Source organism: Fictibacillus sp. B-59209 (assembly GCF_036216745.1).
Classification (GTDB): domain Bacteria; phylum Bacillota; class Bacilli; order Bacillales; family Fictibacillaceae; genus Fictibacillus_C; species Fictibacillus_C marinisediminis.
The window spans coordinates 47,881-67,346 of sequence record NZ_JARMMC010000010.1 but is presented as its reverse complement, the minus strand read 5'-3'; the positions used below and the strand labels follow the sequence as shown (position 1 = coordinate 67,346).

General features: G+C 43.0%; 21 protein-coding genes and 1 riboswitch. Of the genes, 4 read left to right on the top strand and 17 right to left on the bottom strand.

Going from position 1 to position 19,466, the window contains the following annotated elements:
- Position 1: 1 nt before the first annotated feature.
- Positions 2-1,318: a globin-coupled sensor protein gene (locus P4361_RS07810; protein WP_328088905.1), complete on the bottom strand. Its 1,317-nt coding sequence runs from the start codon at positions 1,316-1,318 to the stop codon at positions 2-4.
- A 172-nt stretch (positions 1,319-1,490) separates the two neighbouring features.
- On the opposite strand from P4361_RS07810, the gene P4361_RS07805 reads away from it, so the two are divergent.
- On the top strand, positions 1,491-1,661 hold the full coding sequence (locus P4361_RS07805; protein ID WP_328088903.1) for a hypothetical protein: 171 nt from the start codon (positions 1,491-1,493) through the stop codon (positions 1,659-1,661).
- Positions 1,662-1,705: 44 nt separating this feature from the next.
- Here the strand turns inward: P4361_RS07805 and P4361_RS07800 are convergent, their stop codons facing one another.
- The 7 genes from P4361_RS07800 to P4361_RS07770 all read right to left on the bottom strand — a co-directional run bounded on the left by P4361_RS07800 (position 1,706) and on the right by P4361_RS07770 (position 10,189).
- Positions 1,706-3,727, bottom strand: coding sequence for an ABC transporter ATP-binding protein (locus P4361_RS07800; protein ID WP_328088900.1), 2,022 nt, complete (start codon positions 3,725-3,727; stop codon positions 1,706-1,708).
- Between the two features lie 3 nt (positions 3,728-3,730).
- Positions 3,731-5,485: an ABC transporter ATP-binding protein gene (locus P4361_RS07795; RefSeq protein WP_328088899.1), complete on the bottom strand. Its 1,755-nt coding sequence runs from the start codon at positions 5,483-5,485 to the stop codon at positions 3,731-3,733.
- Positions 5,486-6,103: 618 nt separating this feature from the next.
- Positions 6,104-6,574 carry a 6,7-dimethyl-8-ribityllumazine synthase gene (gene ribH, locus P4361_RS07790; RefSeq protein ID WP_053355583.1) on the bottom strand — a complete coding sequence of 157 codons (471 nt, stop codon included), beginning with the start codon at positions 6,572-6,574 and terminating at the stop codon, positions 6,104-6,106.
- A 20-nt stretch (positions 6,575-6,594) separates the two neighbouring features.
- Positions 6,595-7,788 carry a bifunctional 3,4-dihydroxy-2-butanone-4-phosphate synthase/GTP cyclohydrolase II gene (locus P4361_RS07785; protein WP_328088896.1) on the bottom strand — a complete coding sequence of 398 codons (1,194 nt, stop codon included), beginning with the start codon at positions 7,786-7,788 and terminating at the stop codon, positions 6,595-6,597.
- A 19-nt stretch (positions 7,789-7,807) separates the two neighbouring features.
- Entirely contained in the window at positions 7,808-8,458 is a 651-nt protein-coding gene (gene ribE / locus P4361_RS07780; RefSeq protein WP_053355585.1) for a riboflavin synthase, read from the bottom strand.
- A 215-nt stretch (positions 8,459-8,673) separates the two neighbouring features.
- A riboswitch (FMN riboswitch) is annotated at positions 8,674-8,821 on the bottom strand.
- 79 nt (positions 8,822-8,900) lie between these two features.
- Positions 8,901-9,647: an oxygen-insensitive NADPH nitroreductase gene (nfsA, locus tag P4361_RS07775; RefSeq protein WP_091006976.1), complete on the bottom strand. Its 747-nt coding sequence runs from the start codon at positions 9,645-9,647 to the stop codon at positions 8,901-8,903.
- A gap of 221 nt (positions 9,648-9,868) precedes the next feature.
- Complete coding sequence (locus tag P4361_RS07770) at positions 9,869-10,189, bottom strand: thioredoxin family protein (protein ID WP_062236743.1); 321 nt, start codon at positions 10,187-10,189, stop codon at positions 9,869-9,871.
- 163 nt (positions 10,190-10,352) lie between these two features.
- Here P4361_RS07770 and dapF point away from each other — a divergent pair, with 163 nt between their 5' ends.
- Positions 10,353-11,324 carry a diaminopimelate epimerase gene (gene dapF, locus P4361_RS07765; RefSeq protein WP_328088890.1) on the top strand — a complete coding sequence of 324 codons (972 nt, stop codon included), beginning with the start codon at positions 10,353-10,355 and terminating at the stop codon, positions 11,322-11,324.
- Between the two features lie 42 nt (positions 11,325-11,366).
- On the opposite strand, the gene P4361_RS07760 is transcribed toward dapF, so the two are convergent.
- The 3 genes from P4361_RS07760 to P4361_RS07750 form a co-directional block, all read right to left on the bottom strand.
- Complete coding sequence (locus tag P4361_RS07760; RefSeq protein ID WP_328088888.1) at positions 11,367-11,984, bottom strand: class I SAM-dependent methyltransferase; 618 nt, start codon at positions 11,982-11,984, stop codon at positions 11,367-11,369.
- A gap of 11 nt (positions 11,985-11,995) precedes the next feature.
- A complete protein-coding gene (locus P4361_RS07755; protein WP_328088885.1) occupies positions 11,996-12,478 on the bottom strand; it encodes an 8-oxo-dGTP diphosphatase in 483 nt (160 codons plus the stop codon).
- 102 nt (positions 12,479-12,580) lie between these two features.
- Complete coding sequence (locus tag P4361_RS07750; RefSeq protein ID WP_328088884.1) at positions 12,581-12,940, bottom strand: DUF4383 domain-containing protein; 360 nt, start codon at positions 12,938-12,940, stop codon at positions 12,581-12,583.
- 180 nt (positions 12,941-13,120) lie between these two features.
- On the opposite strand from P4361_RS07750, the gene P4361_RS07745 reads away from it, so the two are divergent.
- A complete protein-coding gene (locus P4361_RS07745; protein ID WP_328088883.1) occupies positions 13,121-14,365 on the top strand; it encodes an aminopeptidase P family protein in 1,245 nt (414 codons plus the stop codon).
- Positions 14,366-14,433: 68 nt separating this feature from the next.
- Here P4361_RS07745 and P4361_RS07740 read toward each other — a convergent pair whose 3' ends face one another.
- Positions 14,434-14,826, bottom strand: coding sequence for a hypothetical protein (locus P4361_RS07740; protein WP_256226701.1), 393 nt, complete (start codon positions 14,824-14,826; stop codon positions 14,434-14,436).
- Positions 14,827-15,002: 176 nt separating this feature from the next.
- Here P4361_RS07740 and P4361_RS07735 point away from each other — a divergent pair, with 176 nt between their 5' ends.
- A complete protein-coding gene (locus P4361_RS07735) occupies positions 15,003-15,176 on the top strand; it encodes a YjcZ family sporulation protein (RefSeq protein WP_248251591.1) in 174 nt (57 codons plus the stop codon).
- 81 nt (positions 15,177-15,257) lie between these two features.
- Here P4361_RS07735 and P4361_RS07730 read toward each other — a convergent pair whose 3' ends face one another.
- The 5 genes from P4361_RS07730 to P4361_RS07710 form a co-directional block, all read right to left on the bottom strand.
- Complete coding sequence (locus tag P4361_RS07730; protein WP_328088881.1) at positions 15,258-15,944, bottom strand: zinc metallopeptidase; 687 nt, start codon at positions 15,942-15,944, stop codon at positions 15,258-15,260.
- Positions 15,945-15,991: 47 nt separating this feature from the next.
- Positions 15,992-16,696, bottom strand: coding sequence for a sporulation protein (locus P4361_RS07725; protein ID WP_328088879.1), 705 nt, complete (start codon positions 16,694-16,696; stop codon positions 15,992-15,994).
- Between the two features lie 109 nt (positions 16,697-16,805).
- Positions 16,806-17,462, bottom strand: coding sequence for a molybdate ABC transporter permease subunit (gene modB, locus P4361_RS07720; RefSeq protein ID WP_328088878.1), 657 nt, complete (start codon positions 17,460-17,462; stop codon positions 16,806-16,808).
- Positions 17,463-17,611: 149 nt separating this feature from the next.
- Positions 17,612-18,523 (bottom strand): cation diffusion facilitator family transporter, encoded by a 912-nt coding sequence (locus P4361_RS07715; RefSeq protein WP_062236763.1) that lies wholly within the window; start codon positions 18,521-18,523, stop codon positions 17,612-17,614.
- A gap of 123 nt (positions 18,524-18,646) precedes the next feature.
- Positions 18,647-19,453 (bottom strand): DUF2971 domain-containing protein, encoded by an 807-nt coding sequence (locus P4361_RS07710; RefSeq protein ID WP_062236766.1) that lies wholly within the window; start codon positions 19,451-19,453, stop codon positions 18,647-18,649.
- Positions 19,454-19,466: the final 13 nt, after the last annotated feature.

Here is a 19,466-nt window from a genome sequence, read left to right as displayed (position 1 = left end):
TTTATAGATGATACGTACTGTCTGAAAGGCTTTCTGCAGATTGAGCAATTTGGGCAATGGCATGTTCCATCTCTTTAATAATTTTTGCTATATCCAGTATCTTTCCTCCAACGCTGTTGCTCTGTTTTCTGCTTTCTTCCATGTTTGTGAGAATTTCATTGAAAAAATCGTTCATTTCCTCAACTTCAGCTGTATTCTCATTGATCCAGCTATTGATTTGTGCCGAAGAAGCCGTAATTAAATCCATCCGCCCATTCGTGTTGGAGATATATTCAGCGACTCCTCCTACTGAATCTTTGGTTTGCTCTGCCAGTTTTCTGACTTCTCCCGCTACTACAGCAAAACCTTTACCCATTTCCCCTGCTCTTGCTGCTTCAATGGCTGCATTCAGGGCAAGTAAATTGGTCTGTTCGGCGATTCCTTTCACGAGATCAACAATTTCAATAATATGGCCAGAGTCTTCTTTTAATAAAAGAATCTCTTTTGATATTTGATTCATTTTCTGCTTGATCTGCTGTACCGATGATAAGTGCAGCTCGATCTTTTCTTTGCCTTCTTTTGATTTTTCAGATACGAGAGAGGCATACTCTACACTGCTCTGTGCATGTTCTACAACATCTCCAGATTGTGCGGCAAGCTGTTCGATCGCTGCACTCGCCTCCTGGGCAATGGCAGCCAGTTCGTCAGAAGAAGAGTTGACCGTTTGTTTTACCAATGCTTTCTGCTCTTCAATTTTCATCCTGGCTTTCTCTTCTTCAAGAGAAAACGCCTCAAGAACCAGCTGCTGTTCAAGGTTCAGCATTTTGGTAATGGCTGTTGCCGCAAGATAAAAATCCTCTTTCCCCTCCAGATGTTCGTCCATGATGGATAAAAGAGATAACTGAAGATCCTGAAAGGCGGAAATATACCATTTCGGCTCTAATCCAATTTTAAAATGAATGTGCGCGATCATTTTCCTTTGTTCAATAAAGGCATGGTTAATCTCACCGTTAAACATCTCACGAATATGGCGCTCAAGTGTCAGTCTCAGCCGTTCAATAGAACTGTTTTTCTCTATTATCTCAGAAAGCTGAGGTACGTGGGCAATTGTGCTGTAGAACCCAGTGACAACTTGATCAATATGCTGTGAAACAAAAGGCTGCATTGCTCGGAGAACCGCCAGATCTTCCGGGGTCATTGAAATCATGGCTAACTGCTTTTCCAGACTGGATCCAGGGCTTCGTTCCATCACAACATGGTTCAATTCATGCAGCACTTGTTCCTGAAGGCTTGATTTCATTTCTTCCTTTTTAAAATACCGAATCATTTTAGCTTTCATTTTGTCTTCTCCCAATCTGCATTTTGGGTATACATTATCCCGTTTTTACATACATTGAATTACATTTATCTACCTAGTTATTATCGGTTAGTTATGGATAGGGTTTAATATGTTTTAATAAGGGTAATTCTCCACAAGCTGATTTTTCTTAACATTAAGTAGGAGGGTATTCATGCATCCTGATTGGAAAAAGAAAATCGTTATTACAGGAATGGCTGCTATATTAAATGTAACAGGGACCGCTGCCGCATCCGAGGGAAGCGATGGCTCTGGACATGAAAATAGTGCAGACGGAAAGCTCGATACCGACTGTGCTGAAAGGGAACAAGAGGAAGTTCAATAGATTTTCCAAATAAAAAAGGGAGCCGGCTGGCTCCCTTTTTAATGTTATACTGCTTTACTCGCTTTCTGTCCTTGTTGAATTTGATACATTTGAAAATAGCGGCCTCGGGCTTCCATCAATGAAGTATGATCGCCCTTTTCAACAATTCTTCCGCGATCCAGGACAAGAATCTGGTCCGCATTTTTAATGGTGGACAGCCTGTGGGCAATGATAAAGGTCGTTCGTCCCCTCTTCAGCACATCAAGCGCCTCTTGAATGATGGCCTCTGTTTCAGTATCGATACTAGCCGTTGCCTCATCCAAAATTAAGATTGCTGGATTGAACGCCAGGGCCCTTGCAAAAGAAAGAAGCTGCCTTTGACCGGAAGAAAGAGTGCTTCCTTTTTCGATGACGGGTTCATCCAATCCTTTTGGAAGGTTTTGTACAAACGGCATCGCTCCTACATCATTAATGGCCTTTTCTACCATCTCTCTTGAAATCGCGGGGTCATCCAGGCTGATGTTCGAAGCGATGGTTCCCGTAAATAGAAATGGATCCTGCAGAACAATCCCCATATGCTCCCTGAGCACCTGCTTTGGCATTTTCATAATATCCTTGCCATCAATAAGGATTCTCCCCTGCTTAATATCATAAAACCGGAAAAGAAGGTTCATAATAGAGCTTTTTCCTGACCCCGTATGGCCGACAAGAGCTACCGTTTCGCCCTGCCTTGCTTCAAAGGTAATATCATTCAAGACATTCTCACCTTCTTTATAAGCAAATGTAACTCCATTGAATGTTACATTTCCTTTATAACGCTCAACTTCCTGTACCCTCACATCCATACCCGGCTCATCCAGCAGGACAAATACACGCTCTGCTGATACGAGCGCCTGCTCAAGCTGGGCGAGCTGGTTAACCATCCCGGTGATGGGCTGGAACAGCCGGTTCAAGTAATCAACAAAAGCATAGAGGACACCAACGGAAATCAGGGTGTCCGTCTTAAGTGAGGCCCCTCCGAAGTACCAGATCAAGGCAACAAACGCTAAATTCCTAAGTACACTCACAAGGTTGTGAGAAGTAAGGCCATTTAAACTCAATAACCTATTTTGAAAAGAAAAATATTTCTCATTCATCTCTTCAAACTCTTCTGTCGTTTCCTTCTGCCGTTTAAACGCCCGTATAATTGGCATGCCTTGGATGGATTCGTTGACCATTCCATTGATGTCGCTCAGTGTTGAACGGATAATATGGTTATACTTAGAAGCCAGTTTTCGATAGAGTTTAATCCAAATAACCAGAATCGGCACGAGAATCATCGTGATCAGGGCGAGACGCATATCCAGAATGAACAGCGCTGTGAAGATTCCCGCCATATAAATAATGCCTGTGAAGAAATTAGAAAGTACATTAACGAACAGCTCTTTAATTGCTTCTGTATCATTCGTCACCCGTGATACTATTTTTCCTGCCGGCTGATTATCAAAATACGTAATCGGCACTCTCTGGATCTGTGAAAATACATCCTGCCGCAGCTTCTTGATGACCAGATTGGAGGAGCTCTGCAGCATATACCTCTGTCCGTACTGAAACAATCCAGCAAACAACAAAAGAACAAAATAAATGCCCGTCAGCTTAAACAGCCCTCTGATCTCGGGCTTATAAAATTTAAAAAGCTCATTGTTCTTCAGCTGTACTGCCGGATATTTAGTGGTTACACCTTTAGAAGTGACCATGATTTCCTTGTTTTTGTAACTCTTTTCCCCTTCTAATTTTGCGGGCTGATTAATGAAGTAATACTTTCTCCCAATCTGTGTAATCCTGGCCTGTTTTCCTTTTGGTTCACCGGACTGAAAACGATCTTCGCGCTGATATCGGCTCCCCTTATAAGAAACCGTGTCTTTATCTTGAGCAGTCGTTTCAAACCAAGGCTTTTCAATGCCTAGAATGTGAACATCAATCATGCGCTTGGCGATGAACGGACCGGTTAACTCTGCTGATACGGCCAAAGCCAGCAATAGCAGACCTATAATAAAACTTTTTTTATAAATCAGTGCGTAACGAAATAATCTCTTCCCTACGTTCAAATCTTACACCGCCTTTTCATCGAAGGTTTCTTCGACTTTTTGCCGTTCGTACTGCTCACCATACCAGCCTCCTGAGGAGATGAGCTGTGCGTGTGTACCTTCTTCGATAATCCTTCCTTCATCCATTACGATAATCCAATCAGCATGTTCTACTGCTGATAACCTGTGGGTCGTAATAAAAGTGGTCTTTCCTGCCCGTTCTTTTCTGATGTTTGCGATGATTGCTGCTTCCGTCTTAGCATCAACAGCCGATAGCGCATCATCAAGCATGAGGATTTCCGGATCAATAAATAACGCCCTGGCGATAGAAACACGCTGTTTCTGTCCGCCCGATAACGCTACTCCTTTTTCTCCGACAAGCGTATTCAACCCTTCCGGCAAATATTTCACGTCACGGTCAAAGGAGGCCATCCGAAGGACGTGCTGAAGCTCTTCTTCTGTTCCGCTGCTTTTGCCAAATAAGATGTTCTCTCTTATTGTTTTAGAAAATAGAGTGGCATCCTGAGGTACATAGCCGATCCATCCCTGGATATCTTCAATGGCCAAGTGATGAAGATCAATGCCGGAAATTTGGATTTCTCCTTCACCTAAAGGATACTCTCTGAGCAGCTGTTTCAGGAACGTCGTTTTTCCGCTTCCTGTGCGGCCTACAATCCCAAGCGTCTGTCCTTTTTTCACCCTTGCATTCACGGACACAAGATTATCTACCTCAGAAGAAGGATAGCGGAAGGTCACATCATGAAATGCAATCTCTCCAGGTTCTTTGAGAGGGATGAGGTCATCTTCATTTTTAACGTCCGGTTCATAAGCGAGAGTCTCGTTCACCCTGTCGAGTGAAGCATTTCCCCGCTGCATGATGTTGATCAATTCTCCAACAGCGAACATGGGCCAAATGAGCATACCAAGGTAAACGTTAAAAGAAACCAACTGCCCTAATGTGATACTGTTATGAAACACCAGATACGCCCCGTACCCAAGACCGATCAAGTAGCTGATGCCGACGAGTACTTTAATAGTCGGTTCAAACAGCGCATCGATTTTAGCAACGGCGATATTTTTACCGTACACATCGTCGGTAAGGTCATTGAACCGCTCGATGTCTTCCCGCTCTTTCACGTAGGCGCGAATAACCCTTACTCCTGAAATGCTTTCAAGCACCTGGTCATTCATGTCCCCGAAGGCATCCTGTGCTTTCATGAACCGCTCATGAACTTTCTTTCCATACCTGTTCATGGCAATGGCCATCAAAGGAAGCGGCAATACAGCAGCCAGCGTCAAATTCCAGCTGATGAAAATCCCCATCGTAAAAAGGATAACCAGCATAAATACACTGGAATCAACAAGTGTTAATATCCCGAAACCGGCAGTAACGGAGATCGCCTTCAAGTCATTGGTAGCTCTTGCCATCAAATCTCCTGTCCTGTTCTTTTCGTAAAATGCAGGTGTCATTTTCAGCAGGTGTCGCATGAATTTCGAACGAAGAATCCGCTCAACAACAAACGCCCCTCCAAACAACTGATACATCATGAAATACGTTAAAATATAGGTTACTGTTAACAAACCTAAATAAAATAAGATCGTTTGTACAAGCGACTCTTTTGTCAGCTTGCCGAGATTGATCGCATCAATCGCGTTGCCGACGATCTTCGGCGGAATGACTTCCAAGATGCCGACAACAATTAATAACAGAACAGCAATCGTATATCGTTTCCAATGCTGTTTAAAAAACCAGCCTAATTTGCTCAGTACCGAAAACATAAATTCTCCCCTTTCCCCTTCATGTTACTGCAAACAAACGTGCTACCCCGATTCGAGATGGGCTTCAGAATTCAACCTGACCATAGAAAATACATACATAGTGCAGAGCTCCTTTATGTGAAAAAATTTGTGAAACCAATTTGAAAAAAGCTGTAATTTTCGTCCTCCGAGGACTAGGAATGAAATTATGTTATGGATTTCATCATTATGCTGAAAACAAGAAATAAGTTTTCAGCCCTGGGTGCTGGAGCTAGACAAAAGAAAAAAGCATACCGCCCCTGTGGCGATATGCTTAGAAAAACAGAAGACACCTCACAAAGGAAAAAATGTGACCGGTGCCTGTGAATAAACGAAAAAGAATGACTAGTGTTCTTTCATCTCTGGGTGGCCGGCCGCCCTATGAAATTGAGAAACAGCGATATGACGAACATCATCGATTTTCACTGACTTTTTCATGACCAACCATCCCTTCAAAAATTTGGTATTGTTTTTGACTTTGCTAATATTAACACTATTCTAACTATAATGTCAATATGAAAAACACTGTATTTTCTCTACTCCCATCTTCCCAAAAAAGAAAAAAATCCGCGGTCTGCGGATTTTTTTCCTGGTTAATCATTAAAAATTAAATTGTCGGTTCAAATTAGCCATTTCGATGGCTGCAGCAGCTGCTTCCCATCCTTTGTTTCCGGCTTTTGTACCAGCACGCTCTATCGCCTGCTCAATGGAATCTGTTGTCAGGACTCCAAAAATGACAGGTACACCAGACTGAAGAGAAGCAGCGGAAACGCCTTTTGCCGCTTCGTTGCAGACATAGTCAAAATGAGGTGTAGAGCCGCGGATGACTGTTCCAAGGGTGATAACGGCATCATATTTGCCCGCGTCTGCCATTTTCTTTGCGATCAATGGAATTTCAAAAGCTCCAGGCACCCAAGCGATGTCGACGTTCTCTTCTTCTACACCGTGGCGTTTTAAAGCATCCTGCGCCCCGCTTAACAGTTTTCCAGTAATAAATTCATTAAACCGGCCTACTACAATTCCAACCTTTAATCCTGATCCAACTAAATTCCCTTCATAAATCGTTGCCATTATTAAAATTCCTCCTCTGATTAAAACTGCAGCAAGTGCCCTAGTTTTGTTTGTTTTGTTTTTAAATAATTTTCGTTATCCTTATTTGACGGCGTTTGAATCGCTATGCGCTCCACCACTTCAAGGTCATAGCCTTTTAATCCTGTAATCTTTCGCGGATTATTCGTCAGCAGGCGCATCTTCTTTATACCGAGCTCTTTCAAGATTTGTGCTCCGATACCATAATTTCTGAGATCTGGTGCGAATCCAAGCTTTTCATTGGCTTCTACCGTATCGTAGCCCTCTTCCTGGAGCTTGTAGGCCTTCATTTTATTAAGAAGTCCAATCCCTCTGCCCTCCTGCCTCATGTACAAAAGCACACCAGAATCAGCTTCCTGGATCTGGCGGAGCGCTGCGTGAAGCTGAGGTCCGCAGTCACAGCGGCGGGAACCAAATACATCCCCTGTTAAACATTCCGAGTGAACCCTCACAAGCACTGGCTGATCTGGGTCAATGGTACCCTTAACGAGGGCCACATGTTCTTTATCATCGATTAGGTTGGTAAAACCGATTGCCGTAAACTCTCCGTATTCCGTCGGAAGCTTAATCTCAACTTCTTTAGCCACCAGCTTTTCCTTCTGGTTTCTATATTGGATTAAATCCTTGATGGTGATGAACTTCAAGTCATGTTCTCGGGCGATTTCCTGCAGTTCAGGCACCCTTGCCATGCTTCCATCCTCATTCATGATCTCGCAGATCATCCCCGCCGGTTTGCAACCAGCCAGAATCGCCAGGTCTACAGCAGCTTCCGTATGGCCCGCACGCTGAAGGACGCCGCCTTTTTTTGCGATCAGGGGAAAGATATGTCCCGGGCGTTTAAAATCAGCTCCCTTCGACTCTTCCTCCACCATCTTTTGAATGGTAACTGCCCGCTCAAGTGCAGAAATGCCGGTTGTGGTACTTTTATGATCAATACTGATCGTAAAGGCTGTTCCATGAGGGTCTGTGTTATGGCTGACCATTGGAGAGAGCTCAAGCTTAGCAGCAAGCTGCTCATCGATAGGCGCACAGATCAGCCCTCTTCCATGCTTGGCCATAAAGTTTACGGTTTCGGGTGTGACTTTTTCTGCAATGGCAACAAAGTCACCTTCATTCTCTCTATCCTCATCATCTACCACAATTACTGGTTTTCCCATAACTAAATCCTGTACGGCCTCTTCTATACTGTGAAACATGTAAAACCCTCCTTTGCCTCTAGAATCCGTGCTCCGTTAAATAGTCCATCGTGATGGCTGTTTTCTTGTTCTCCGGCTGAGTCTTACCGGACATAAATTTTTCAACATATTTTCCAAGCATGTCGCACTCGATGTTTACCGAATCTCCCTTTGCTTTTGCACCCAGTACGGTATGTGAGACCGTATGGGGGATCAAGGAGATCGTAAACGTATCATCTGTCAGTCCAAAGATCGTCAGGCTCGTTCCATCTACAGCAACTGAACCTTTCAGCAAAAGGTATTTCGCAAGGTGCTGCGGTACTTTAATGTCATAATAGATGGCATTTTTTTCTGGCCGCTTCTGGACAATCTCTCCCGTTCCGTCGATATGTCCGCTGACAAAGTGTCCTCCAAACCTTCCGCCGGACGCCATGGCCCGCTCCAAGTTGACTTTGGAATGGAATGACAATCCTTTTAGCCCTGTACTTCTGTACGTTTCCGGCATCACATCAACAGTGAAGCTCTTTTCAGAAAAGGTTGTGACCGTGAGACAAACTCCGTTTACAGAAATGCTGTCCCCGAGCTGTACATCAACGAGAACTTTTGCAGCTGAAATGGTGAGTACAATTGTTTCATTGCCTTTTTTTATACCTTCAATGGTTCCTAATTCTTCTATGATTCCTGTAAACATTCATTCACCCCCTGTCGTTTATTATTGAAATATCTTAATTTAAGGAATGGGCTGAACTTGATGATTAAGCATCAGAAACAAAAAACCCCCGGAAGACACAATTCTCCCAGGGGTTCCTATTTATTGTTCTGAATAAACTCGTAGCATCAATAAACAGTTATGACGAAATAAGCTTTCAAGGATTGTATTTTTAAACAATGCCAAATAAGCGTTCTTCATTCCTTCTCCCATCCAGACTATACTGTCGGCTCTGGAGTTTCACCAGATCCACCGTCTATGCACACTGCACAGCCGGGTCACGGACTAAGAGGACAAATCCTCATCACCGCCGGTTGGGAATTTCACCCGACCCCGAAGGAAACATATTTAATTGTAAAGCATGATTCCAGTATAACGTTGTTTTATTTTCATTTCAAACATCATATCTCAGAACTTTTTCTTGCTATTGTTTATCAAGCCCTTTCGACTCAATAAATTCTTTCATATAGGTCCGCTTTGGCTGCGCCATTACTCTCGCCATTTGAGTGGCCCACCCTTCATCCCGGGCTCCGCCTGTGCGCTCTTTATAGTACTCTGCCGTTTTCATCTCGAATTCCTTTAAGACCGGTAGCGCTTTTTCATCATCCTTGTACTGATTTTTGTGGAAGACGGCTTCTTGAGGCAAGCGCGGTTTTAAACCAGGGGAGGCATCAGGAAAGCCGACAGCCATGCCGAACAGCGGCACTACATGGTCAGGGCAGCGAAGCAGCTCGGAGACTTCCGGAAGATTGTTTCTAATACCCCCGATATAGACGATGCCTAAGCCGAGCGATTCTGCAGCTATAGCAAGGTTCTGTGAGGCAAGAGCAACATCGATCATCCCTACCATGAATCCTTCCTTGGATTGTACGGTCGCATCAACATTTCCGCCTGTCATTTCAGCCATAAGCTTATGGCGGTGATAATCAAGGCAAAAGACGAAGAAGTAGCCGTTCTGGGCCACATAGCTTTGATTGCCTGCCAATTCAGCAAGCTTATCCTTTAAACTCTGTTCCTCCACTCCTATGATGGAATATACTTGCTGATAGCTGGAAGTGGAAGCAGACTGAGCACATTGGACAAGCGTTTCAATGGTTTCTTGCGGAATCGGTTCATCTTTAAACCGGCGGATCGACCGGTGAGAAAGAATATTTTTTATCGTTTCGTTCATTCTCCACAATCCCTTCGTGTTAAAGTACTTAGTTATGTTTCCTAATTTATCACAAGATTAATCGTGACAGGAAGCGTGGCGGCTTAGGCGTGTTTCATCCTCTCATGCCTATTCGTAATATTAATGGTACCGTAATTTGATGTAGTTGGTATGCAATGTGATGTCACGGATGTACAGAGAAAAGCCGCCTCACAATTTATGAGGCGGCTTTTATTATTCCTTTATACTGGAAGGCTCTCCAGATAAGCACGAACGTTTTCTGGTGTTTTTGCATTGGCACTGTGAAGATGGGCGAGTTTCTCCCCATTTTTAAACAAAAGCAAGCTTGGGATTCCCATGACTTCGTACTTTTCAGCAAGTTCCGGAAACTTATCCCGGTCGATCTCATACCAGGCTTTGTCGTTGTGTTCTTCGATAATATCTCCAATGAATACTTCCAGTCTGCGGCAGTCCGGACACCAGCCCGCTGTAAAAATCATAATGGTTTCTTTATCCGCTGAAATGACTTCATTAAATTCTTCTAAAGTTTGAATCTCTTTCATTTTATTCCCTCCCTTATTTAGCTTACACTATTATATATACCACGCCTAATCTTGATCATGAAGCTTAATGCTCTGTAATTTCTATTATTTGATGTTAACATTTTTTTATGTTTCTTGTTATGATACTAATAAGAAATTCGGCGGAACGAAAGGACGAAGACCATTGAAAATTGACGTTTTAAAAACACATGGCTCCTGCAATGACTTTATTTTAATTGATGAATACAGCAATGATTACGGACTCGATGATGAAAAGCGTACCGTTTTGACGAAAGTCCTCTGTGACCGCAAAGGCTCTATTGGGGCGGACGGCATTTTGTTTATCCAAAAAAGCGAGAAAGCGGATGCTAAATACCGGATTTTCAATTCAGATGGCACCGAGCCGGAAATGTGCGGCAACGGGCTCCGCTGTGCAGGAAGATACATTACTGAGTTATTAGGAAGAGATCATGCCATCGTCGAAACGCTAAAAGCAAACCTCGATGTACAAAGAACTGAAAATATTTACGGCGATATTCAAACCTTTGAAGTTCTGATCGGACCTGTCTCGTTTGATGTTCACACCTTGCCCTTAATCCATGACCAAGAAACACTTGAAAATACGGTGATTCCTGAATTGTCTCCAGAAATAGCCTTCACTGCAGTAAGTATGCCGAATCCGCATATCATTACACTTGTCGATGATATTGATCAAGATCAAGTAGCTGAGATCGGGAAAAAAGCGAATGAATTAAAAAGTGTGTTTCCCAAGGGCGTGAATGTCAGTTTCGTCAAAGATTTGGGTGATTCAAAAATCTTTGTCCAAACGTATGAACGCGGTGTGGGAATCACTAACTCATGCGGAACAGCGATGTCCGCAGCAAGCCTGATTACGTGCCGGCTAGGCATCAATCATCCCGAAAAAGATATTACAGTGTTAAACAACGGCGGTATGGTGCGCTGCAAAGTGAATGAACTGAAAGAAAGCAGCGGCTATTCTGTACTGCTTAAAGGAAACGCAACCTATGTCTTTTCTGGAACGGTTGAATTTGACTTCAACTCTCCAGAAGAATTTGTCTTTGAACAAGAAGAAGAATTTACACTAGAAGAAGCAAGCTATCGCAAACTTGAAACGTATGCTAAAAGCGCCGTATAAACAAAAGACAGTTGCCGTAAATGGCCGCTGTCTTTTGTTTATTTATTTTCGTAAAATCAATGACTGAAAGCTAAAAGAACCGCCAATCACTTCAAGGGGAACCACATGGAACCTTTCAATGTGAAAAACAGAAGACACCGTCTCTTGAATGTCTTCATTCGTAAAGAAGGAAAAAAATCGCTTCGGATCATAGGAATCGCCTTCCCATACCCCTTCAGAATCAACGCCGCCATACACTCCCATAAAGAAGAGTCCGCCTGCCCTTAACACTCGCTTTATTCCTTCGAGTACATTTATAATCTCGCTTTTTGGTACGTGCAAAAGAGAATTCAATGCCCATGCAGCATCAAACGACTCATCTGCAAATACTAAACTGTCAAAACTCATTACTTCTGCAGCAAGTCCTTTTTCCCGGCATAATCCAACCATCTCAGGTGATAAATCAAGAGACAGGGTGGACAATCCTTCTTGATGAAAAAATAGACTGTCACGCCCCGGCCCGGCACCAAGGTCCAAAAGGCTTTTTTTGTTATCACGCAAGAGCAGGTCAGCAAATATTCGTCTCTCTTCAACCTTCCATGTTTGCGTCTCCTGTCCGTTTCTGCTCTTCGATTCTTTATCATAGGATTCTCGTAATTGCTGTTTTAGTCCTGTATTCATCTCTATACTCCTTATGTACTCTTTACGGTCACTTTTCTTTCTTTATCAGTTGAACCATCCCAGCAGCTTTGAATTTCAAAGGTTCCTGGCTTGAAAAAGTAGGGCAGCCGCCTTCTGAACCATGGCTGCATCGGCAAATGCTCCAGCTCATCCAGTGAAATCCATATCGCCTCCCCCTCAGGAGGATTGTTCAGAAGTTCCCCTTCAAATTCTGTCGCCAAATAATTAAATACCATGTACCTTAAGTTCTCAGAGGGATTCACATATTCATCCAACCCTTTAAACGTAAGATTTCGTACGGTAAGACCCGTTTCCTCCTTCACTTCACGTATCGCACCGTCAACCAGACTTTCCGGAAAATCCACTTTTCCCCCAGGGGCAATATAACCCGGAAAACCTTTCTTGTCTGGCCGATTGATCAACAAACATTGATCGCCGTTTTGTATCATGCACATCGTGTACAGCTGATGGTCAATCCCACTCGAAAATGACATATACTTCCCCCTTTGCCTCCCTATTCATTTCGGCACGCCGCTCCCTTTTTCCTCGTAAAAAAAAGGATATGTCAGCTGACATACCCCTTTTTTCCATGAGCTTTAATTTGAAACTGTCTTGTTTGCTGATTTGGATGTTGGTGAAGCAAATCCCGTAAAGATTGAGGCAAAAGCAATGATGAAATGCAGCACGTTGTCTGCCGCAAGATAATGGATTCCCGCAAATTTATGTGTGAATAAACCTAAGATTGCAACAAGCAGATACACAAATCCGAACACTTTCGCATACAATTTAGCCTTCGCTTCTGTACCGCTCATAATGATTGCCACAATTCCTGAAGCTAAATGAACAATATTGTGGACCGGCGTCAGATGAAAGAGTCCCTCCATCGGTAAAATGAAACCAACAATTCCTATTACGATAAAAATAATACCCAAAGTTCTAACAAATATTCGTGCCATCGTTTTCATCCTTTCATCCTAAATACTTTGTTTTCATCTAGCTAACGTTTCCGTTCTTGATTTGGATCACTAAATATTTAAAATTTACACTCGTATTTGATTGACGAAAAATTCCATTAAAAATACAATGAAAATAAACCACATAGTCAGTTTAATTTTAAAACTACTGAGGAGGATCCCATGGAAGCATCATTTTTTATTGAAAACAGAAAAAAACTAACAGATCAGCTCCCTGCTGAATCAACAGCTATTATTTTTGCCGGCCAGGCCCCTTATAAATCTGCCGATGAACGATATCCCTTTACTCCGAACCGCAACTTTTATTATTTAACGGGGATTAACCGTCAAAACATCATCCTCGTCATGAAAAAGACGGAGACTTCCGTGGAAGAGACGCTTTTCATCGAGAAAGCAGATCCTGTGATGGAAAAATGGATTGGCGCGTCACTGACAAAAGAAGAAGCTCAGAATCTTTCCGGGATAAAAAGCATTTCATATCTGGAAAGCTTTGAAACGTCCATGGCAAGAACATTTTTTGCAGAATCCGTAAAGAATGTATACTTAGATTTGGAGCGCAGAGAATGGTCTGAAGCACAAACCAAGGCTTTCTCCTTCGCAAAGCATTTACAGGAGCATTATCCTCATCTTGCGATTCAAAATGCGTATCCTCTCATTACAGAATTAAGAGTGTTCAAAACCGAAGAGGAAGTTCAAAAGATTAAGGAAGCCATCAACATTACGAAAGAAGGCATCTATAACGTACTAAAACATGCAAAAGCCGGTATGTTGGAAAACCAGCTCGAAGCGCACTTTGACTTTATCCTCAAATCATCAGGCGTTAAGGATTTTGCCTTCCATACCATCTTGGCAAGCGGAAAAAACGCTACTGTTCTGCATTATGAAGACAATGATTCTAAGATCAATGATGGTGATCTCATATTACTGGATCTTGGTGCTCAAAAAGACTATTACAATGCTGATATCAGCTTCACGTTCCCTGCTGATGGAAAATTCACTTCCCGTCAGAAGGAAATCTATAACATTGTTCTTAAAGCATTGAAAGAAACAACAGCCCTTATTAAACCAGGCCTAAAGTTCGCAGAATTAAATGAACACACGAAAGCCGTTCTCGCAGAAGAATGCATAAGAATCGGCTTATTTAAAGAAAAAGCCGAGCTGTCTAATTATTATTACCACGGCGTCAGCCATTTCCTCGGACTCGACACTCATGATGTCGGTTCATACAAAGACCGTGTTCTTGAGCCAGGAATGGTCCTTACGATTGAACCTGGTTTGTATATTGAAGATGAAGGAATCGGCATCAGGATTGAGGACGACATTCTCGTAACCGAAGACGGATATGAGAATCTTTCAAAGGACATTATTCGTACAGTAGAAGACATTGAAGCGTTCATGTCTAAATAACAAAAAAAGAACCACAGACATGCTGTCTGTGGTTCTCTTTTATACTTACGAACAAACTGACACATTAATTACCACCAGAAACGTCTAAAACCTCTAAATCCGAAGAAAGGAAAACCGAACAAACCGAAGCCCGGGAAAAAAGGTCCTACGAAAAACGGGTTGAAACCAAAACCTCCGAAACCAAAACCAGGGAAGCCTCCGAAGCCAAAACCAGGGAAGAAGCGTTCAGATGCTTCGTCTCTGTGCTGCATAGGCATGATGAGATAAATGTTGTCATTATCATGGCTATGAATCTTTCCATGATAAATCTTACCGTCTGCCATCTCAATCTCACAGTTGGCTCCTGCATACTGCTTGCAGAGATGCATCCAGTGCTCTTTGTGGCTTGGGCTTACCTGGTACGCTTTATTGTCTTTCGGCATGTGATAGCCTGGCTTAATATTACTCATGTGTTCGTACAAGTATAGATCCTCCTTGTGTGGTATATAGCCAGTTTATTCTCTGAGACAAGGTTGGTTACCAAAATGGTTGTTTCACCTATACGTTAACTATCATTCCAAAGACACCGGCACATTTCACAGCTTGCCTAAACCAATTAAGTCAAGCCATCATATTCTAAGTTGAGGAGGTGTAAACTATGAGTTTTTTTGGCGGCGGCGGAGCTTCTTTTGCTTTAATTGTCGTATTGTTCATTCTTTTGATCATCGTTGGATGCGCGTGTATCGGCTTCGGAGGCTTTGGGGGCTTCGGAGGCGGATTTGGCGGAGGCGGTTTTGGTGCAGGAGGAATTGGCTACGGCGGAGTCTATTAATTCATGTTTTACCGTTAAGTATAGTAGAAATCAAAGAAGATGTTTCTCATCAAGAGAAACATCTTTTTTACAATATTGATGTTATTCCTCCCGTTCACCCTGAAAAAAAATCATGATGAATTTCAAAAGTTCCAGGAGAGAGATCAATGCAGCGGCCACATACGTAAGAGCCGCAGCGTTCAGTACCTTGTTCACTCCCCGCTCTTCCTCATTGCGGATAAATCCTTCAGTCACAAGATAGCGTTTTGCCCGTGAGCTGGCATTATACTCCACGGGAAGCGTAACGAGCTGAAAGAAGACAGCGAATGAGAAAAGCACAATTCCGATACCGATCAATGAGAACTGGTTAAGCAGAAATCCTCCAAGCAATAAAAATGGCGCCACTCCCGAGGTCAGGTTCACTAATGGAAACATACGATGACGCAGCGCTAATGCACCATAGGATTGCTTATGCTGAACGGCGTGGCCGACCTCATGAGCAGCAACAGAAACAGATGCGATGGAATCCCCGTAATATACCGGTTCTGAGAGGCGCACCACTTTCGAAACAGGGTCATAATGGTCGGTTAGCGTCCCGCGGACCGCTTCAACCGGGATATTGTGCAACCCGTTGTCATCCAGGATCGACCTTGCGATTTCAGCCCCAGTTTTCCCGGAATGAGCCTCTACTTGTGACCATTTCTTAAAATTCCCTTTAACTTTAAACTGCGCCCACAACGAGACAGCAAATGCAATGATGATCAAAAAATCCATCGGGTGAAAAAACATATCTTTATAAATCCTCCTTCTTTGTGCTCCGTATATTAAGAGATGTTTCAAGCCTTAGCCATATAAGCCGCCAGTTTAGCTTTAAGCTCGTCTTCAACGTCTTGTCGGTTTCTTAGTTTTTCATTCAAAAAAAAGTGTTCTTTCCTATTTATCACGCCTTCACGGCAATAGGTTTCCAGTAAAATTCCGATTCCGCCATTTTCACTCCCCGCCTGGATATGCACTTCTTTTATTTCCTCTTTCCTCAGTACAGCCGGGAAAAAAACAAACGTCTGAAGTGAGCCGTTGAACTCTCCCGATTCTGCGCTTTCACGGAATCCGAGAGCGCCAAGTCCATAGAAAATCTGCAGGAAAGCATCCGTGCCCTTAAGCGTAACAGTTTCCGTATCCCATACATCCGTCCCATCCTCCAACTCGAGACGCGTACAGAGTGAATAAGAAACAGACTGGCAAGAGATCGGCAAATCTTCTGGCAATGGGTAAATAAATGGAAGAGTAATAACTTCATCTGCATCAATGACAAACTGTTCAGCTACCGAAACAGAGCCCATCACTTTGGTAGAGGGGAGGCCCTTTATTTCATACTCAACGAGCAGATTCACTGACAGCGAGTGGATCATCTGAGGAACTCCTCCTCCCCTTACCACAATCTGGCCTTCTAATGTCCATCCAAGCACATAAGTTGAGCCTGTAAGCTGCAGATCCACAGCGACCCCGCCTTTACCAATCTTTGAAAAAATCGATTTAATCACAATCAACCTTCCTGTTGAAATGAGTGTTTACCGTTATATACGGACAACACTCTCTAAGGTTTCATTTTTGCACAAAAAAGCAGGCAACGGCTGGGCCATTACCTGCTGCTTAACGTTTTATCCGATAGGCTGCTGTCAGCATTACAAAAGAAATACTGATGCTTGCGAGGACGAGAAGCCAAGCCTCCCTCATGTTCCCTGAATCAATGGCAAGATAGATAGCGGTCGGAATCGTTTGAGTCTCACCCGGGATATTTCCGGCAAACATTAAAGTTGCTCCGAACTCGCCAAGCGCCCTTGCAAAGCTTAAGATCGCTCCAGAAATAATGGATGTCATTGAAAGAGGAACAGAAATAAGAAGAAAAACCTTCCATCTCCCGCCTCCATCTACCCTGGCTGCATCCTCGATCTCATGATTGACACCTTCAAAACCTGTTTTTGCCGATTGATACATAAGAGGAAAAGCCACCACACTTGAAGCAAGAACAGCCGCCCACCATGTAAAAATGATCGGCTGATGAAACACCGCTTCGATCAGCTGTCCGGCCGGACTCCTCTTCCCAAACACAACAATAAGTAAAAATCCAATAACCGTTGGAGGAAGTACGAGCGGCAGCATCAGCATCGTTTCAATGATCACTTTTCCTTTAAAACGCCTGCCTGCCATAGTCTTACCCAGTATAACCCCGATGATTATCACGATGAGCCAGGCTGTTGCCGCAATACTGATGGACAAAGAGATCGGCGGCCAAATATCTGCTAACATAGTTCCTCCTCAGGATGAAAATTTTGTATGTAACATGATACGTCGATATTTATTATAGCGAATGAGGAAGTGATTTTACAAAAACTTGCCGCATCTCTAAAAAAGCCGAGCTCACAACCATGAGGTTAACTGAGCTCAGCTCTTTCGGATTAGTTACAGTGATCCCCCTTTTTACAAGGATGGCCGCCTGCATCAATCTGTATCGTCGTGTGTTCAATATGGTATTCATCATGCAGCAGGCTGTTTGCTTGTATTAACAACGCTTGTTGATCAATCCCGGTATCCGTAACCAGGTGGCAGCTGAAGGCCGGAAAATCTGAAGTGATTGACCAGACATGCAGATCATTCACCTCTTTTACTTCCTGAATGGATAATAGTGTTTGTTTAACCTTATCTATATTGATGTTGGCTGGAGTCCCTTCCATTAAGATGTGGATGGATTCTTTCGTTACCCGCCAGCCACTTATCAATACAAGGACAGCTACTATAACACTTGCTGCCGGATCCGCCCATCCCCAACCGAAGAACATAATAAGGAGGGCTGCGATAATCGCACCTACAGATCCAAGCAGATCTCCAAGCACATGCAGAAAAGCACTTCTTACATTTATGTTTTCGTCTTTATCGCCTCTCATCAGAATAAATGCAGCTATGATATTCACAATAAAACCGATGACTGACACAATCAGCATGCCAGAGCTGACAATACTGACAGGCTGTAAAATACGATGATACGCTTCCCAAAAGATATAGATAGCAATCGCAATCAGAGCAATTCCATTAATAAAAGCTGCTAAAATCTCAAAACGTTTGTAACCAAATGTTTTAGAATGAGAAGAGGCCCTCTTACCATACGTCATGGCTAAAAAACTTAATCCAAGTGCCGCTGAATCGCTCAGCATATGCCCTGCATCTGATAACAGCGCCAGGCTGTTGGTCATTATTCCACCGATGACTTCAACCACCATAAACAGAGTAATGATAATGAAAGCCCACTTTAATGCATCCTTATTTCCGCTGCCGTGATGATGGTGGTGCTGGTGATCATGAGAATGTCCCATAGCAATAATTCCTTTCATATATGAATATATGCTCATATATATATTATGGCAATGCATCCTGTTATGTGCAACCTTTTTAGGATGGATATAGAAAAGCAGCCTTAGACGGCTGCTGCTGAAATTTCAATAAAATGGTCCTTCATATAACGACGATTTAATCACAGGTTTAAACGGAAGCCTGTATTTTTCCAGAACGGACTGTACCACCTCCCTCAGCCATTCAGGGCTTGTTGGCGATACATACACTTCATCAATTAATGTGTTCAAATTACTCTGTACATATGCCCCGTCTTTATGGTCAAAAATGCGGTTATTCGGATTATCAAATGCGAGCAGTCGGATCTCGTTCTCATGACTGAAGGAACGGCGTTTGTAAAAGAGTGTTTCATAGGGATTCAGGCTCGCCATTTCAGAATTAAAGTTGATGTACTGAACCTGTCCGATATACGTATGAAACCTCTTATCCGATATGCTGCTGTATAATTTCTCCACAGTAGAGCAGATGGCGATGCCTTCATCGGACTTCAAGTACAGATTCCACATGGCCGCAGATTCCTCTTCGTTCAAGTGCCAGCAGTTCACTCCGACATAATCATGCATCTGCTTGATGTATTCGTGAAGCTGTCTTCGCTTCTCTTCTTTCGATAGTCTTTCATCCACAGGTATGGTCAAATAGGATAGAGGATCATTCAAAATATTATTAACATCCAGCGCCGAATAACTGCCTTCATGATTATCCACGAACAGCGAAGGTTTTGGAAAGAACAAGGATTTTTGATATAGCATACTGACAAACTTAGCAAAGTCCATATACTTCCATACCTTTGATTTTTCTGATAGCCGTCTGTTGTTTTTTATGTTGTATGTGTTGTTTTGATCAAACTGAGATTCGAATTTGACCAATGCCTTCTCAGCCCAGTATTCACTCATAAAACAATCCTTT

Excerpts from the sequence above, each read along its gene's own strand:
- P4361_RS07715 (WP_062236763.1), bottom strand. The coding sequence starts at position 18,523 with ATGGGACATTCTCATGATCACCAGCACCACCATCATCACGGCAGCGGA.
- P4361_RS07810 (WP_328088905.1), bottom strand. The coding sequence starts at position 1,318 with ATGAAAGCTAAAATGATTCGGTATTTTAAAAAGGAAGAAATGAAATCA.
- P4361_RS07750 (WP_328088884.1), bottom strand. The coding sequence starts at position 12,940 with ATGGCACGAATATTTGTTAGAACTTTGGGTATTATTTTTATCGTAATA.
- ribH (WP_053355583.1), bottom strand. The coding sequence starts at position 6,574 with ATGGCAACGATTTATGAAGGGAATTTAGTTGGATCAGGATTAAAGGTT.
- P4361_RS07730 (WP_328088881.1), bottom strand. The coding sequence starts at position 15,944 with ATGTTTTTTCACCCGATGGATTTTTTGATCATCATTGCATTTGCTGTC.
- P4361_RS07770 (WP_062236743.1), bottom strand. The coding sequence starts at position 10,189 with ATGAAAGAGATTCAAACTTTAGAAGAATTTAATGAAGTCATTTCAGCG.
- P4361_RS07760 (WP_328088888.1), bottom strand. The coding sequence starts at position 11,984 with ATGAATACAGGACTAAAACAGCAATTACGAGAATCCTATGATAAAGAA.
- P4361_RS07785 (WP_328088896.1), bottom strand. The coding sequence starts at position 7,788 with ATGTTTCACAGTATAGAAGAGGCCGTACAGGATTTAGTTATGGGAAAA.
- modB (WP_328088878.1), bottom strand. The coding sequence starts at position 17,462 with ATGTTAGCAGATATTTGGCCGCCGATCTCTTTGTCCATCAGTATTGCG.
- P4361_RS07795 (WP_328088899.1), bottom strand. The coding sequence starts at position 5,485 with ATGTTTTCGGTACTGAGCAAATTAGGCTGGTTTTTTAAACAGCATTGG.
- P4361_RS07710 (WP_062236766.1), bottom strand. The coding sequence starts at position 19,453 with ATGAGTGAATACTGGGCTGAGAAGGCATTGGTCAAATTCGAATCTCAG.
- P4361_RS07805 (WP_328088903.1), top strand. The coding sequence starts at position 1,491 with ATGCATCCTGATTGGAAAAAGAAAATCGTTATTACAGGAATGGCTGCT.
- P4361_RS07745 (WP_328088883.1), top strand. The coding sequence starts at position 13,121 with ATGGAAGCATCATTTTTTATTGAAAACAGAAAAAAACTAACAGATCAG.
- nfsA (WP_091006976.1), bottom strand. The coding sequence starts at position 9,647 with ATGAACGAAACGATAAAAAATATTCTTTCTCACCGGTCGATCCGCCGG.
- ribE (WP_053355585.1), bottom strand. The coding sequence starts at position 8,458 with ATGTTTACAGGAATCATAGAAGAATTAGGAACCATTGAAGGTATAAAA.
- P4361_RS07735 (WP_248251591.1), top strand. The coding sequence starts at position 15,003 with ATGAGTTTTTTTGGCGGCGGCGGAGCTTCTTTTGCTTTAATTGTCGTA.
- P4361_RS07755 (WP_328088885.1), bottom strand. The coding sequence starts at position 12,478 with ATGTCATTTTCGAGTGGGATTGACCATCAGCTGTACACGATGTGCATG.